We start from the raw sequence: 15,032 nt of genomic DNA on the forward strand, positions 1-15,032 counted from the left end.
GGTGATGGTGCCCGATGGTCTTCGGCCGGTCGGGTGACGGCCGACTGCGACGCCTACGAGGTTATACGCCCTGGCTGACAGAGCTCATATTGAAATCCGGAACGCGCAGCGCCGGCATCGCCGCCCTGGTGAACCAGTCGCTCCACTCCCTCGGCAGCGTCCTCTCCGTACGCCCGGCCTCCGTGGCGCGGCCCAGCAGGTCCACCGGCGACTCGTTGAACCGGAAGTTGTTCACCTCGCCGGTCACCTCGCCGTTCTCGACCAGGTAGACCCCGTCCCGGGTGAGCCCGGTGAGCAGCAGCGTCGCCGGGTCGACCTCGCGGATGTACCACAGGCAGGTCAGCAGCAGCCCGCGGCCGGTGTCCGCGACCATCTCCTCCAGGGAGCGGTCGTCGCCGCCCTCCAGGATCAGATTGCCGATCACCGGTGCCACCGGCAGCCCCGTCAGGCCGGCGCTGTGCCGGGTGGTCGTCAGATGGGTCAGCTCGCCCTCGCGGATCCAGTCGGTGGCCGCCACCGGCAGCCCGTTGTCGAACACCGACTGATCGGCGCCGGAGGAGTGCGCGATCACGAAGGGCGGGGTCTCCAGGCCGGGCTCGTTCGGATCGCTGCGCAGGGTCAGCGGCAGCTCGCCGAGCCGCTCGCCGACGCGCGTGCCGCCGCCCGGCTTCGAGAACACCGTGCGCCCCTCGGCCGCGTCCCGCCCCGAGGCCGACCACAGCTGGTAGATCAGCAGGTCCGCGACCGCGGTCGGCGGAAGCAGCGTCTCGTACCGGCCGGCGGGCAGCTCCACGCGCCGCTCGGCCCAGCCCAGCCGTACGGCCAGCTCCGCGTCCAGCGCCGCCGGGTCGACGTCCTTGAAGTCCCGCGTGGCGCGCCCCGCCCAGGCCGACCGGGTGCGGTCCGGCGACTTGGCGTTCAGCTCCAGCGTCCCGGTGGGCTGGTCGTGGCGCAGCCGCAGCCCCGTCGACGTACCGAGGTAGGTCGAGACCAGCTCGTGATTGGCGAAGCCGTACAACTCGCGGCCGCCCGCACGCGCGCGTGCGAACGCCTCACCGAGGGCGGGCGCGAAGTCGGCGAAGACGGCCGACGACGTCTCGGCGGGCGCGTCGGTGAAGTCGGGCGACACCGGTACGCCGGTGACCAGCGGCTGCGCGTCCTCCGCGGGCCCGGCGCCGCGCGCTGCCGCCTCGGCGGCACGCACCAGGGGCTCCAGCTCCTCGGCGGTCACCGCCGAGCGCGACACCACCCCGGACGCCGTGCCCTCCCGGCCGTCGACGGTGGCGACGACCGTGAGCGTGCGCCCGCGGGTGACGCCGTTGGTGGTGAGCGCGTTGCCCGCCCAGCGCAGGTTGGCGGTGGAGTGCTCGTCGGCGATGACGACGCACCCGTCCGCCCGGGACAGCTCCAGCGCCCGCTCGACGATCTCGTGCGGCTTGGCCGTAGGCGCGCTCATCGACCGGCCTCCTGGGTGGTGTTGAGGATGGTGACTCCCTTGAACAGGGCGGACGGGCAGCCGTGCGACACGGACGCGACCTGTCCCGGCTGGGCCTTGCCGCAGTTGAAGGCACCGCCGAGGACATAGGTCTGCGGCCCGCCGACGGCCGCCATGGACCCCCAGAAGTCGGTGGTGGTCGCCTGGTAGGCGACATCCTTCAGCTGCCCGGCGAGCCGCCCGTTCTCGATCCGGAAGAACCGCTGCCCGGTGAATTGGAAGTTGTACCTTTGCATATCGATTGACCAGGAACGGTCGCCTACGACGTAGATGCCCCGGTCCACGCCCCCGATCAGATCCTCGGTGGACAGCCCGCCGGGATCCGGCCGCAGCGACACGTTGGCCATGCGCTGCACGGGCACGTGGGCGGGGGAGTCGGCGTAGGCGCACCCGTTGGACCGCTCGAACCCGGTGAGGCGCGCGATGCGCCGGTCGAGCTGGTAGCCCACCAGCGTGCCGTCCTTGACCAGGTCCCACGACTGGGCCTCGACGCCCTCGTCGTCGTAGCCGACGGTGGCCAGGCCGTGCTCGGCGGTGCGGTCCCCGGTGACGTTCATCAGCTCCGAGCCGTAGCGCAGCTTGCCGAGCTGGTCGAAGGTGGCGAAGGAGGTGCCGGCGTAGGCGGCCTCGTAGCCGAGCGCCCGGTCCAGCTCGGTGGCGTGGCCGATCGACTCGTGGATGGTCAGCCACAGGTTGGACGGGTCGACGACCAGGTCGTACAGGCCCGGCTCGACGCTCGGCGCGCGCATCTTCTCGGCCAGCAGCTCCGGGATCTCGGCCAGCTCGGCGTCCCAGTCCCAGCCGGTGCCGGTCAGGTACTCCCAGCCGCGCCCCACGGGCGGCGCGAGCGTACGCATGGAGTCGAACTCGCCGCTGGAATCGTCCACCGACACCGCCGTGAGCACCGGATGCAGCCGCACCCGCTGCTGCGTGGTCACGGTCCCCGCGGTGTCGGCGTAGAACTTGTTCTCGTGCACGGTGAGCAGCGAGGCGTCGACGTGATCGACCCCGTCGGCCGCCAGCAGCCGCTCGCTGAAGTCGGCCAGCAGCCCGGCCTTCTCCGCGTCCGGCACGGTGAACGGATCGATCTCGTACGACGAGACCCACGTACGGTCGGCGTGCACGGGCTCGGCGGCGAGCTCCACGCGCTCCTTCGACCCGGCCGCCTTGATCACCTGCGCGGACAGCTTCGCCATCGCCACCGCCTGCGAGGCGACCTTGGCGGCGGCGTCGAGGGTGAGGTCCACACCTGACGCGAAGCCCCAGGTGCCGCCGTGCACCACGCGCACCGCGTACCCGAGGTCGGTGGTGTCCGACGACCCGGCGGGCTTGGCGTCCCGCAGCCGCCAGGAGGCGCTGCGCACCCGCTCCAGCCGGAAGTCCGCGTGCTCGGCACCGAGCGCCCGCGCGCGTGCGAGGGCGGCGTCGGCGAGGGCGCGCAGGGGAAGGGCTGTGAAGGCTTCGTCGATCGTATGAGGCACCTGCGTCTCTTTCTGTCGACGTGGCCGGTGGTGGTGGCCACGGCCGGTGGTTGCCCCGATCATGTCGCGCCGTCCCTCCGCGGACCACACTTTTGCGACCGGCGTCCGCCACTTTCTGTAGGGACCCGACAGTCAGCTCCGTAAGCCACTGTGGGTGCCCGATTGTCCGAGGACGGGTGGGGACCGATAGGTTTTCGAGGAAGCCGCCTGTTCATCTTCGCCGGTCATCCGGGTGTTCGGGCGGAGTACCAGACCGCTAGGGAAAGGGTGATCCGTTGAGCCGCTCGGTTCTCGTCACCGGAGGCAACCGGGGCATCGGCCTCGCCATCGCCCGCGCATTCGCCGAAGCCGGCGACAAGGTCGCGATCACGTACCGCTCGGGGGAGCCGCCGGCCGCCCTGACGGAACTGGGCTGCCTCGCCGTCAAGTGCGACATCACCGACTCCGAGCAGGTGGAGCAGGCCTACAAGGAGATCGAGGCCGAGCACGGCCCGGTCGAGGTCCTCATCGCCAACGCCGGCGTGACCAAGGACCAGCTCCTGATGCGCATGTCCGAGGAGGACTTCACCTCGGTCGTCGACACCAACCTCACCGGCACCTTCCGCGTCGTCAAGCGCGCCAACCGCGGCATGCTGCGCGCCAAGAAGGGCCGTGTCGTGCTGATCTCGTCGGTGGTCGGGCTGCTCGGCTCCGCCGGGCAGGCGAACTACGCGGCCTCCAAGGCGGCCCTGGTCGGCTTCGCGCGTTCCCTCGCCCGCGAACTGGGCTCGCGCAACATCACCTTCAACGTCGTCGCACCCGGCTTCGTCGACACCGACATGACGAAGGCGCTCACCGACGAGCAGCGGGCGAACATCGTGTCGCAGGTGCCGCTCGCCCGGTACGCGCAGCCGGAGGAGATCGCCGCGACGGTGCGGTTCCTCGCCTCGGACGACGCCTCGTACATCACTGGAGCCGTCATCCCCGTTGACGGCGGACTGGGAATGGGTCACTGAACACCATGAGTGGAATCCTCGAGGGCAAGCGCGTCCTGATCACCGGTGTGCTGATGGAGTCCTCCATCGCCTTCCACGCCGCCAAGCTGGCCCAGGAGCAGGGCGCCGAGATCATCCTGACCGCGTTCCCGCGGCCCACGCTGACCGAGCGCATCGCCCGGAAGCTGCCCAAGCCCACCAAGGTCATCGAGCTCGACGTCACCAACGACGAGCACCTCGGCCGCCTCGCGGACATCGTCGGCGAGGAGCTCGGCGGCCTCGACGGCGTCGTGCACTCCATCGGCTTCGCGCCGCAGGACGCGCTCGGCGGCAACTTCCTGAACACGCCGTTCGAGTCGGTCGCCACGGCCATGCACGTCTCGGCGTACTCCCTGAAGTCGCTGACCATGGCGTGCCTGCCGCTGATGCAGAACGGCGGCTCCGTCGTCGGCCTGACCTTCGACGCGCAGTACGCCTGGCCGCAGTACGACTGGATGGGCCCGGCCAAGGCCGCCCTGGAGGCCACCAACCGCTACATGGCGCGCGACCTGGGCAAGCAGAACATCCGCTGCAACCTCATCTCCGCGGGCCCCATCGGCTCCATGGCCGCCAAGTCCATCCCGGGCTTCAGCGAGCTGGCCTCCGTGTGGGACAGCCGCTCGCCGCTGGAGTGGGACCTCAAGGACCCGGAGCCGGCCGGCCGCGGCATCGTCGCGCTGCTGAGCGACTGGTTCCCGAAGACCACGGGCGAGATCATCCACGTCGACGGCGGTCTGCACGCCATCGGCGCCTGACCGAGCGCCCGCCGGGGCCCGTGTCCTTCGGGACGCGGGCCCTCGGCATGTCACCCCTCCGGCGCATGTCACCCCTCCGGCGCATGTCACCCGTCCGGCGCATGTCACCCGTCCGGCCCAGCCGGCCGCGCGGCGCGGACCCCGGCCACGCACGCTGGAGAACGAGTTCACCACGCGCTTCCCTCCCCAGCACGGCGAGGAGGTCCCTTGTGCGCTTCTCCCGCGTCCTGGCCGCAGCGCCCCTCGCCGTCGTGTGCGTGCTGCTCCTGCCGTACGAGGCGATGTCCCACGCGCGCGTGGCGACCGCGGACACGCCGGCGGAGGACTTCGGCGCCGCGTGCCGCGTCCGCGTCGACGGCTCCCGGGTGACTGCGTACTGCCACAACCCGTACCCGGAGACCGACCGGGTGAGCCTGCACGTCGAATGCGCCCGCTGGTGGGACCTCGACACCGACGGCGCCGCGGTGGAGGCCCTGCCCGCGCAGACCGTACGGCTGACCGGACGCTGCTGGAAAGAGGTCGCGTCGGCCTGGGTCAGCCACGGTCGGGTGAGCTGAACCGGCCGGGCCGGCACAGGAACGGATAACCCGCCGCCTCCTCCTGGGCCGTCTCGGCGTCACCCGTGCGGATCGCGTCGACCAGCCGCGTGTGGTCCATGTGCGTCTCCGGCGTCAGCTCCTCGCCGACGTCCTCCCGCAGCCAGTCCCGCATCACCTCGCCCAGGTCGGCGTACATCGCGGTCATCACGTCGTTGTGCGAGGCGGCCACCACGGCCAGGTGGAACGTCGCGTCCGCCGTCACGAACGCCTCCGTGTCGCCCGACTCCCACGCCTCCTCGCGGCGTACCAGCAGTGCGTCGAGCTGCTTGAGGTCCTTCTCCGTGCGCCGCTCGGCGGCCATGCGCGCGGCGGCCGACTCCAGCGTGGAGCGCAGCTCGGCGATGTGCCGGGGGTCGGCGTCGGCGAAGCGGCGGTGCATGACGCCCGCCAGCTCGCTGGTCGCCACGACGTAGGTGCCCGAACCCTGGCGGATGTCCAGCAGCCCGTTGTGCGCCAGCGCGCGGACCGCCTCGCGGACCGTGTTCCGCGCGACGCCCAGCTGCTCGACCAGCTCGGGCTCGGTCGGAATGCGGGAGCCGACCGGCCACTCGCCCGAGGTGATCTGCTGCCGCAGCGCGGCGATGACCTGCTCGGAAAGCGCCGAGCGGTGGGGATGGCTCAGGGGCATGGCTCACCTTTGCACACGGATTCCGGCGGCGGGCAACCGCACAGTGGACAGCCAATCATCCCATGATTCTATGATGGGCCTCATGGCTAGTGAGGAAACCCGGACGCTGAACTCCACGACCGTCAGCAACCCGGCCGCGCGCGACGCCCGGGCACCCGAACCCGGGGAGTCCGGGCAGCCGTCCGACACGCGCGCGTGGACGGCATGGACGACACGTTTGCTCGTCCTCGGTATCGTCCTGGCCGCCCTCAACCTCCGCCCGGCCATCACCAGCCTCGGCGCGCTCCTGGAGGAGGTCCGCGACGGGCTCGGCATGAGCGGCAGCGTCGCCGGACTGCTCACCTCCGTGCCCCCGCTCTGCTTCGCCGTCTTCGGCGTCACCGCCCCGCGGCTCGCCCGCCGCTTCGGACCCGGGGCGGTGGTGTGCGCGGGCATGGCCGCCATCACGGCGGGCCTGCTGATACGTCCGTTCGCCGGTGGCACGGCGGGCTTCCTGGCCGCCACCGCCCTCGCGCTCATGGGCATCGCGGTCAGCAACGTCCTGATGCCGGTCATCGTCAAGCGCTGGTTCCCCGAGCGGGTCGGCTCCATGACCGGCGTGTACTCGATGGCCCTCGCCTTCGGCACCTCGATCGCCGCCGCGGCGACCGTGCCGGTGACGAACGCGCTGGGCGGCGACTGGCAGCCCGGCCTCGCCGTGTGGGCCGCGCTGGGGGCGGCGGCCGTCCTGCCGTGGATCCCCTTCGTGAAGGACCGGGGAGCCGCGTCCGCGTCGCCGTCCGTGCCGGCGCCCGGCGGCGACGCCTCCACCGCCCCCGCCGAGAGCGCGGCCGCGGCCAAGAACCGGCCGGCCGAGCAGCCCGCGCTGCGGATCACCCGCAGCCGTACGGCCTGGGCGCTCGCCGTCTTCTTCGGCCTCCAGGCCACCGCCGCCTACATCACCATGGGCTGGATGGCGCAGATCTTCCGGGACGCGGGCGTGGCCGCCGGCACCGCCGGACTGCTGCTGGCCGTCACCATGGTGATGGGCGTCCCGCTGGCCTTCGTCATCCCGCGCGTGGCCACCCGGCTGCCCAACCAGGGCCCCATCGTGCTGGTGCTGGGCGTGTGCGGCCTCGCCGGGTACGCCGGCCTGTACTTCGCCCCGGCCGGTGGCGCATGGGCCTGGGCCCTGCTGCTCGGCGTCTCCAACTGCGCCTTCCCGCTCGCCCTCACCATGGTCGGCATGCGGGCCAGGACCGGCGCCGGCGTCGCCCAGCTGTCCGCCTTCGCACAGAGCACCGGCTATCTGATCTCCATCCCGGGCCCGCTCCTGGTCGGCGTGCTCTACCAGCACAGCGGCGGCTGGGGACTGCCGATCGCGCTGATGAGCGCCCTGATGGTGCCGCAGATGGTGGTGGGCGTCCTGGCCGGGCGCAACCGCACCGTGGAGGAGGAGGCGGCCCGCTGACCCCGGCCCGCGCGGGGGATGCGAGACTTTCCGTATGCCAGTCCTGGACCCGAACCCCCAGCAAGGCCAGAAGAAGATGCTGCTCGTCTTCGGCGGCTTCCTCGCGATCTTCGTGATCATCGGCGTCATCGCCACGATCGCCGCGCCCTGACCCCACCACGGCCCGGCCCGTCCGGGCCGATGGTGGGGTTGTCCCCCCTGTCCCCTAGGGGGTGAGGCTCAGGGTCAAGTGGGTGGACCTCCGGATGGGTTGAGGCCCGCGGATTCCCTAACGTCGAGATGTGACCGCGACGGGCGGATCGCGGAGCACGGACAGGGACCCGAAGACCAGCGGAGGCGCACATGCCGGCCCGAACGCACACCCGGCCCCACCCGGCGACCCGGGGCGGCGTCGACTTCCGGCTGCCCTGGTGGGCCCTCGCCCTCCCCACGCTCGCCTTCGTCACCCTGCTCCTGCTGATACTCCACCCCGCGGACGCCCACGCGGCCGCGGGCGACCCCGGGCTGACCCGGTTCCTGGAGCGGGTGCGGCAGCTGACCGCGGGCTAGCCCGGCGAGGCCCGGGGGCGCGAGGCCCGACGGGACGCCCCGACCGCGCTTCCCGGCGGCCCGAACGCGCATGTCAACTCCCTGCGCCCCATGGCCTGTTTCATGCGAAGCTGGGTTGCATGAGCGTCGCAGAACCCCGCAGGATTGTCCTCTTCCGGCATGCGAAAGCCGACTGGCCCCAGGTGTCCGACCACGAGCGGCCGCTCGCCGACCGGGGCCGCAAGGAGGCCGCTGAGGCCGGACGCCGGCTGGCCGACACCGGCATCCCCTTCGACCTGGCCCTGTGCTCCACCGCGACCCGGACCCGCGAGACCTGGAAGCTCGCCGTTCAGGAGTTCCCGCAGCGGCCGAAAACCGTCTATGAGGAGCGGATCTACGAGGCATCGCCCGGCGAACTGATCGCCGTGCTCAACGAGACCCCCGACGACCTGCACAACGTCCTGGTGATCGGCCACAACCCGGGGATGCAGGGGCTCGCCGACGTCCTGGCCGGGTCGGCCGAGGACGAGGCCCGCGAGCTGATGGGCCGGCGCGGCTTCCCGGCCGCCGCCTTCGCCGTCCTGACGTTCACCGGCACCTGGAAGGACGTGGAGCCCGGGGCCGCCTCGCTCGTCGACTACTGGGTGCCGACCGACTGACCCCGACCCACGCGACAGGGCCCGGCACCCAGGCGGTACCGGGCCCTCGCCGTGCGGAGGACCGACGCCCGACCGACGCTCAGTGCAGCTCGACGTCCCGGCCGAGGTGCTGGTCCAGCGTGTCCGCCGCCTCGACCTCCTCGCGGGTGATGCCCAGCAGGTACAGCACCGTGTCCAGGAACGGCACGTTCACCGCCGTGTGCGCCGCCTCGCGCACCACCGGCTTGGCGTTGAAGGCGACCCCGAGCCCGGCCGCGTTCAGCATGTCCAGATCATTGGCGCCGTCACCGATCGCCACGGTCTGCGACAGCGGCACCCCGGCCTCGGCGGCGAAGCGGCGCAGCAGCCGCGCCTTGCCCGCCCGGTCCACGATCTCCCCGGTGACCCGGCCGGTCAGCCTGCCGTCGACTATCTCCAGCGTGTTGGCCTGGGCGAAGTCCAGGCCGAGCCGGTCCTTGAGGTCGTCGGTGACCTGGGTGAACCCGCCGGAGACCACCCCCACCTGGTAGCCGAGCCGCTTCAGCGTACGGATCAGGGTGCGGGCACCGGGCGTCAGCCGCACCTCGCTGCGCACCTTCTCCACCACCGAGGCGTCCAGCCCCTCCAGCAGCGCCACGCGCGCGTGCAGCGACTGCTCGAAGTCCAGCTCTCCGCGCATCGCGGCCGCCGTCACCTCGGCGACCTTGTCCTCGCAGCCGGCGTGCGCGGCGAAGAGCTCGATGACCTCGTCCTGGATGAGCGTGGAGTCCACGTCCATGACGACCAGGCGCTGCGCCCGCCGGTGCAGCCCGGCGGAGACGACCGCGACGTCGACGCCGAGCGCCGCGGACTCGGTGGCCAGGGCGGTGCGCAGCGGCTCGGTCTCCACGCCGGACACCGCGAACTCGACGGCGGTCACGGGGTACTTGGCGAGCCGGAAGATACGGTCGATGTTGCTGCCGGTCTCGGTGATCCGGGCCGCTATGGCGGCCGTGGCCTCCGCGGTCAGCGGGTGTCCGAGCACGGTGACCAGGGAGCGGCCGAGACCGCGCGGCCGGTTGTCGCCGATGCCGGAGATGATCTCCGCCTGCAGCTTCATCGACTCCGCCCAGCTGTGGACGGTGGCCCGCAGATCGCCCTCCAGCCCCCGGGGCGGCTCGGTCACGAGCGCGCACAGCACGATCCGGCCACGGGTGACGACCTGCTCGATGTCGACCACGTCGACGGAGTAGGCGGCGAGGGTGTCGAACAGGCCGGCCGTGATGCCCGGACGGTCCTTGCCGAAGATCTTGACGAGGAGAGTGGGAACGTCAGTCTGCGAAGCGCTCATGGTGTTCCCACCGTATCCGGCACGCGGTGCCTTCCGCCCGCCAGGTCCGGCTGGCGGACACGGAACACTCGGTGGCGCACGGATGACGCGGACCTTGCGTTTCCCTGAAGGGCCGGGATTCACGGAGCCCACGGGCACCCCGGAGCACGTCCCGGACGAGAAGGCCGCACTACGGGCCCGGCCCACGGGTTGCGCAGCGGCCCGGACAGCGCTTGCGCCGCAGCTCGGACGGCAGCCGGACCACTGGCCGCGCTACGACCTGGACCCGGGCCGGATCACTGCCCGTCCACCGGCCGTCGCGGCGGTGCCGGAGGCGGGGTGGTGGGGGAGGAGGGAGCTCCCCACCGGTACGGTGGCCGGTTCCCGGGCCGTTCCCCCGCAGGCCGGATCAGGATGAGAGGCCGCGCCCCGGCTCGGAGGCAGGCCGGATCGCGGGCGGCGATGTGGCCCGGACCCGGGCCGGATCACTGTCCGTCCCTCGGCCGTCGCGGCGGTGCCGGAGGCGGGGGCGGCGGGGGAGGAGGGAGCTCGCCCCACCGGGACGGCGGCCGGTTCCCGGACCGTTCGCCGGACCCCGGAGGCCGCCCGGGCCCGCGCGGAGGCGGCTCCAGCGGCCCGGCCACCGTGGGCGCGCCGGACACGTCGTCGTCGGGACCTCGCGGCTCGTCCAGCGGTCGCAGATAGGGATTGGTGTCCGGGTCGGGCGGCCGGTGCGGCCGCCCGGGCAGGTACGGCCCGGACGACGGCGCCGCGTACGACCCACCGTCCGCACCCCTGACCGTACCGTCCGCATCCTCGACCGCACCGTCCGCACCCTCGACCGCGCCGGGCGCACTCCCGGCCGCACCGGGCGCCCGCCGCGCTCCCGGCGCCCCGGCACCCAGTGCCAGCGGCGCCGCCCGCCGGCCCGCCGCCCCGCTCGCCCACGCCAGCAGTGCCCCCGCGGCCCCAGCCCCCGCCCCCCACACGGCGCCCAGCAGCAGGGCCGTACCGAGGTGTCCGCGCAGGTCGATCCCGGCCCCGAAGGCGTCGAAGCCGAGCACCGAGAGCGAGGCGTCCACGGACACCTCCGTCAGCCAGGCCAGCAGCGGCAGCGCCGACGCGGTCGCCACCCCCAGCCGCACCGCACACCGCCCCGCGAAGCCCACGGCGCGCTCGTCGGCCCCCACGGGCGTCCGCACGGCCGTCAGCACGCCCGCAAGCAGCATCGACAGCGCCGCCGCCACCCCGAGCAGCCACACCCGCCCGTCCAGCTCCGCCAGCCGTCCCAGCGTGACCGGCTCGTCGGCGCTCACGCGCAGCAGTTCGTCCAGCGGATCCGGAAGGAGCCCGGCCAGCTCGCCCGTCGCCCGCCCGTCCCACGGCACGAACAGGCCGATCGGCAGGCCGAGCCAGACCCCGTTGGGCGCGCCCAGCAGCGCGGCGCCCGCGATCCGCCCGGGACGGTCGTCGCCGATCGCCGCGTACGCCGCCGCCGCGTACCCGGCCGCCACCGCCGTGACCAGCACCGTGACCAGCGCGGACACCGCGGGCCGCACCACCCGGTGCAGGACCTCCCACCCGCGCGGCAGGGGAGTGCGGCGCGAGGCCAGCAGCGCGATCAGCAGAATTCCGGCGGACCAGCCCAGCCCGCCCAGCAACGTCGGCGCGGTGTCGACGGTGAAGCCGACCGCCGCGTCGGCGTCGACGAGGTCGCCGATCCGGTCGGGCAGCAGTCCGCCGATGTCCCCGATGTCGCCGAGTCCCGGAATCTCGACACCGCCGCCTCCACCGCCGCCGGGCAGGTCGTCGAGCCCGAGCGAGCCGCCGTCGATGGTGATGACGTCGTGGCCCGCCCAGGCCAGTCCGCCCAGCATCGCCACGAAGAGGGCGACCACCGCGCCCGCACGCGCGAGGAGTTCGGCGGGCGGGACCACAACTCCCGCCGCCCGCAACGACCGCAGGAAGAAGAACGACAGCAGCAGCGCACCGACCAGCCCCACCCCCAATGGCGTGATCTCGATGGCGGTGCTCGCCCGGGCGCTCTCCAGCCCGAACGCCGACACGTCACCGGACGGTGTGACCGACCCTCCCGCACCGAGGGCCACGACCGCCGCGGTCATCGGCCCCAGCGAACCGGCCGCGCCCGCCCCCAGCAGGTGCAGCCCGAGCGCCGCCGTCCCCGCCATCCCGATCAACGCCCAGCTCACCGATGCGATCGCGGACAGCACGACGTCCACCCACGGCACCTTCGTGCCGTACTCCTCGGTCCCGACGCTCGTGGACGCGCTCATGGCAGACCCCCCGATCCGCTGCGCGGCAGGGTTGCCGCGCATGTCCCCCTCGCGTGGATTACCACTCTCCGGGCAGGTTTCAACCCCGTCAACGGAAACCGTCGGTGCGCGCGTACGCACTCTTCACAAGGCCCGACTTTCGGTCAGGGGGCCGAGCCTGAAATAGTTCCCCCCGATGTTCGACATCCCTAGACTCCCCGCGACGGGGGTAACTCGGGGGACAACTCAGTGGGGCATGGAGTGCCGGAACTCGTACTGGAATGTAATGGACGGACCTGGACGCTCGATCCGTCCAGGTCTTATGCGCTCGGGCGCGATCCTCAGGGAGAGGTCGTGTTCGACGACGCCAGGGTCTCCTGGCGGCACGCCACGGTCAGTTTCAACGGCCGCAGTTGGGTCATCGAGGACCACGGCAGCACCAACGGCACGTTCGTGGAGGGCCGGCGGATCCACCAGCTGGAGCTGGGTCCCGGCATGGCGGTGCACCTGGGCAACGCGACCGACGGACCGCGGCTGAACCTCACCGGCTCCGCGGCCGCCGCCGGCACGCCGCAGGCCCAGCCCCAGCAGCAGCCGTACGCCGCGCAGAGCGCGAACCCGGGCTGGGCCCAGCAGGCCCCCGCCCAGCAGCCGCCGCAGCAGCCTCAGCAGCAGGTCCCGCAGCAGCAGGCCCCACAGGCCGGCTGGCAGCAGCCGCAGCAGAGCGTGCCGCAGCAGCAGAGCGGACCGCAGCAGAGCGCGCCGCAGCAGCAGAGCGCGCCGCACTTCCCCCACCAGCAGGGACCCGGCGGCGCGGCGGGGGCGCCGCCGGTCTACGGCGACCGCAGCCCGACCACGTTCCACCAGTTCTCGCTCGGCCGCGTGATGCGCATCGGCCGTGCGCTGGAGAACGACCTGGTCGTCTCCGACCTCCAGGTCTCCCGCAACCACGCCGAGTTCCACGCGACGCCCGACGGCCGCATGGAGATCCGCGACCTGGGCTCGCACAACGGCACGTACGTCAACGGCCAGCCGATCCCCAAGGGCGGCTCCCAACTGCTCGGCCCGACCGACATCGTGGGCGTCGGCCACTCGACGTTCCGGATCGTCGGCGACCGGCTGGAGGAGTTCGTCGACACCGGTGAGGTGTCCTTCTCCGCCCGCCACCTGACCGTCACGGTCGACGGCGGCAAGCAGATCCTCAAGGACGTCTCCTTCGGCGTCCCCGAGAAGTCGCTGATCGCGGTCATCGGCCCGTCCGGCTCCGGCAAGTCGACCCTGCTCAAGGCGCTGACCGGCTACCGCCCCGCCAACGAGGGCGAGGTGCTGTACGACAACCGGAACCTCTACAAGCAGTTCGCCGAGCTGCGTCAGCGCATCGGTCTGGTCCCGCAGGACGACATCCTGCACAAGGAGCTGACCGTCAAGAAGGCCCTCAAGTACGCGGCCAAGCTCCGTTTCCCCGCCGACACCACGGCGGCCGAGCGCGAGGCCCGCATCGACGAGGTGCTGCGCGAGCTCAAGCTCGACATCCACAAGGACAAGAAGGTCACCTCCCTGTCCGGCGGCCAGCGCAAGCGCGTGTCCGTCGCCCTGGAGCTGCTGACCAAGCCGTCGCTGATCTTCCTGGACGAGCCGACCAGCGGCCTCGACCCGGGCATGGACCGCGACGTCATGCAGCTGCTGCGCGGCCTGGCCGACGACGGCCGCACGGTCCTCGTCGTCACCCACTCGGTGGCCGAGCTGGCCCTGTGCGACAAGCTGCTGGTGATGGCCCCGGGCGGTTCGGTCGCCTACTTCGGCCCGCCCGAGGAGGCGCTGAACTTCTTCGGCTACGACACCTGGGCCGATGTCTTCTCCGCCTTCGAGAACTACCGCGACTACGACTGGGCGGGCCGCTGGAAGGGCTCGCAGCACTACCAGATGTACGCCGCGGACATCGACGCCGTCGCCCCGCAGTCCGTGCAGATCCCGCCGATGCAGGCGATGAAGCCGCCCAAGCCGCAGGGCTGGCTGTCGCAGTTCGGCACGCTGGTGCGCCGCTATGTCTCGGTGATCGCCTCCGACAAGGGCTTCCTCGCCCTGATGGTGATCCTGCCGGCCGTGCTGGGCGCGGTGAGCCTGCTGATCGACTCGGACAAGGGCCTGCTGCCCAACCCGGCCAACCCGCAGACCGGCCGGATCATCCCGAACGGCACCGCCACCACGGTCCTGCTGATCCTCGCGGTCGGCGCCTGCTTCGCGGGCGCCGCCAACTCCGTCCGTGAGCTGATCAAGGAACGGGTCATCTACGAGCGGGAGCGCGCGACCGGCCTGTCGCGCTCGGCGTACCTGATGTCCAAGGTGTTCGTGCTCGGCCTGATCACCGTGCTGCAGGGTCTGATGGTCGGCGTGATCGGCTTCGCCAGCCGGGAGATCCCGGAGGAGGGCCTGATCCTCGGCGGGGCCGTGATGGTCGAGATGTCCCTGCCGATCATGGCGCTGGGCTTCACCTCGATGATGTTCGGCCTGATCATCTCGTCGCTGGTGAAGACCGCCGAGAAGACCATGCCGCTGCTGGTGATGTTCGCGATCATCCAGGTGGTGTTCACGGGCTGTCTGTTCACCCTGCACGGTGCGGTCGGCGTCAACGAGTTCTCGTACCTGATGCCGTCGCGGTGGGCGGTCGCCGCCGCGGGCGCCACGCTGGACTTCAACAAGATCAGCCCGCCCGAGCAGGGCGCCGAGACGGACCCGCTGTGGGAGCACTCCGTCGGCGCCTGGGGCATGGACATGGCCGCGCTGATCGCCCTCGGCGTGATCTGCGGCTTCTTCGTGGCCCGCTTCCTGCGCCGCCACGAGCCCGAGGTCATGCGCAAGTGAC

General features: G+C 72.1%; 13 protein-coding genes. 8 read left to right on the forward strand and 5 right to left on the reverse strand.

Going from position 1 to position 15,032, the window contains the following annotated elements; translation table 11 throughout:
* Positions 1-61: 61 nt before the first annotated feature.
* Together H0H10_RS17730 and H0H10_RS17735 are read right to left on the reverse strand one after the other, a co-directional pair.
* Positions 62-1,456: a metallopeptidase TldD-related protein gene (locus H0H10_RS17730; RefSeq protein WP_188181961.1), complete on the reverse strand. Its 1,395-nt coding sequence runs from the start codon at positions 1,454-1,456 to the stop codon at positions 62-64.
* Positions 1,453-2,976 carry a TldD/PmbA family protein gene (locus H0H10_RS17735; protein WP_188181962.1) on the reverse strand — a complete coding sequence of 508 codons (1,524 nt, stop codon included), beginning with the start codon at positions 2,974-2,976 and terminating at the stop codon, positions 1,453-1,455. The genes H0H10_RS17730 and H0H10_RS17735 overlap by 4 nt, the downstream gene beginning before the upstream one ends.
* A 275-nt stretch (positions 2,977-3,251) precedes the next feature.
* Here H0H10_RS17735 and fabG point away from each other — a divergent pair, with 275 nt between their 5' ends.
* The 3 genes from fabG to H0H10_RS17750 all read left to right on the forward strand — a co-directional run bounded on the left by fabG (position 3,252) and on the right by H0H10_RS17750 (position 5,301).
* The gene (gene fabG / locus H0H10_RS17740) at positions 3,252-3,971 is read left to right on the forward strand and encodes a 3-oxoacyl-[acyl-carrier-protein] reductase (protein WP_188181963.1); all 720 of its coding nucleotides are present in this window, start codon (positions 3,252-3,254) and stop codon (positions 3,969-3,971) included.
* Between the two features lie 5 nt (positions 3,972-3,976).
* Positions 3,977-4,744, forward strand: coding sequence for an enoyl-ACP reductase FabI (fabI, locus tag H0H10_RS17745; protein WP_188181964.1), 768 nt, complete (start codon positions 3,977-3,979; stop codon positions 4,742-4,744).
* Positions 4,745-4,953: 209 nt separating this feature from the next.
* Positions 4,954-5,301: a hypothetical protein gene (locus H0H10_RS17750; protein WP_188181965.1), complete on the forward strand. Its 348-nt coding sequence runs from the start codon at positions 4,954-4,956 to the stop codon at positions 5,299-5,301.
* Here the strand turns inward: H0H10_RS17750 and H0H10_RS17755 are convergent.
* The gene (locus H0H10_RS17755) at positions 5,279-5,971 is read right to left on the reverse strand and encodes a FadR/GntR family transcriptional regulator (protein WP_188181966.1); all 693 of its coding nucleotides are present in this window, start codon (positions 5,969-5,971) and stop codon (positions 5,279-5,281) included. The genes H0H10_RS17750 and H0H10_RS17755 overlap by 23 nt on opposite strands.
* Before the next feature lie 82 nt (positions 5,972-6,053).
* On the opposite strand from H0H10_RS17755, the gene H0H10_RS17760 reads away from it, so the two are divergent.
* The 4 genes from H0H10_RS17760 (at position 6,054) to H0H10_RS17770 (ending at position 8,608) form a co-directional block, all read left to right on the forward strand.
* Positions 6,054-7,421: a CynX/NimT family MFS transporter gene (locus tag H0H10_RS17760; protein WP_373566850.1), complete on the forward strand. Its 1,368-nt coding sequence runs from the start codon at positions 6,054-6,056 to the stop codon at positions 7,419-7,421.
* Between the two features lie 34 nt (positions 7,422-7,455).
* The gene (locus tag H0H10_RS40540) at positions 7,456-7,572 is read left to right on the forward strand and encodes an SGM_5486 family transporter-associated protein (RefSeq protein WP_262506272.1); all 117 of its coding nucleotides are present in this window, start codon (positions 7,456-7,458) and stop codon (positions 7,570-7,572) included.
* A gap of 191 nt (positions 7,573-7,763) precedes the next feature.
* On the forward strand, positions 7,764-7,970 hold the full coding sequence (locus tag H0H10_RS17765; RefSeq protein WP_188181968.1) for a hypothetical protein: 207 nt from the start codon (positions 7,764-7,766) through the stop codon (positions 7,968-7,970).
* Positions 7,971-8,089: 119 nt separating this feature from the next.
* Positions 8,090-8,608, forward strand: a complete 519-nt coding sequence (locus H0H10_RS17770; protein WP_188181969.1) for a SixA phosphatase family protein — start codon at positions 8,090-8,092, stop codon at positions 8,606-8,608.
* A 79-nt stretch (positions 8,609-8,687) separates the two neighbouring features.
* Here H0H10_RS17770 and serB read toward each other — a convergent pair whose 3' ends face one another.
* Both serB and H0H10_RS17780 read right to left on the reverse strand, forming a co-directional pair.
* On the reverse strand, positions 8,688-9,917 hold the full coding sequence (serB, locus tag H0H10_RS17775; RefSeq protein WP_188181970.1) for a phosphoserine phosphatase SerB: 1,230 nt from the start codon (positions 9,915-9,917) through the stop codon (positions 8,688-8,690).
* Between the two features lie 464 nt (positions 9,918-10,381).
* Positions 10,382-12,190, reverse strand: coding sequence for a streptophobe family protein (locus H0H10_RS17780; protein ID WP_188181971.1), 1,809 nt, complete (start codon positions 12,188-12,190; stop codon positions 10,382-10,384).
* Between the two features lie 240 nt (positions 12,191-12,430).
* Here H0H10_RS17780 and H0H10_RS17785 point away from each other — a divergent pair, with 240 nt between their 5' ends.
* Positions 12,431-15,031 (forward strand): ABC transporter ATP-binding protein/permease, encoded by a 2,601-nt coding sequence (locus tag H0H10_RS17785; RefSeq protein WP_188181972.1) that lies wholly within the window; start codon positions 12,431-12,433, stop codon positions 15,029-15,031.
* Position 15,032 lies beyond the last annotated feature (1 nt).

It is taken from the genome of Streptomyces griseicoloratus (assembly GCF_014534645.1).
Classification (GTDB): Bacteria; Actinomycetota; Actinomycetes; order Streptomycetales; family Streptomycetaceae; genus Streptomyces; species Streptomyces griseicoloratus.

Coding starts and splice junctions, on each gene's coding strand:
- serB (WP_188181970.1), bottom strand. CDS start 9,917: ATGAGCGCTTCGCAGACTGACGTTCCCACTCTCCTCGTCAAGATCTTC.
- H0H10_RS17770 (WP_188181969.1), top strand. CDS start 8,090: ATGAGCGTCGCAGAACCCCGCAGGATTGTCCTCTTCCGGCATGCGAAA.
- H0H10_RS17730 (WP_188181961.1), bottom strand. CDS start 1,456: ATGAGCGCGCCTACGGCCAAGCCGCACGAGATCGTCGAGCGGGCGCTG.
- H0H10_RS17780 (WP_188181971.1), bottom strand. CDS start 12,190: ATGAGCGCGTCCACGAGCGTCGGGACCGAGGAGTACGGCACGAAGGTG.
- H0H10_RS17760 (WP_373566850.1), top strand. CDS start 6,054: ATGGCTAGTGAGGAAACCCGGACGCTGAACTCCACGACCGTCAGCAAC.
- fabI (WP_188181964.1), top strand. CDS start 3,977: ATGAGTGGAATCCTCGAGGGCAAGCGCGTCCTGATCACCGGTGTGCTG.
- H0H10_RS17765 (WP_188181968.1), top strand. CDS start 7,764: ATGCCGGCCCGAACGCACACCCGGCCCCACCCGGCGACCCGGGGCGGC.
- H0H10_RS17755 (WP_188181966.1), bottom strand. CDS start 5,971: ATGCCCCTGAGCCATCCCCACCGCTCGGCGCTTTCCGAGCAGGTCATC.
- H0H10_RS40540 (WP_262506272.1), top strand. CDS start 7,456: ATGCCAGTCCTGGACCCGAACCCCCAGCAAGGCCAGAAGAAGATGCTG.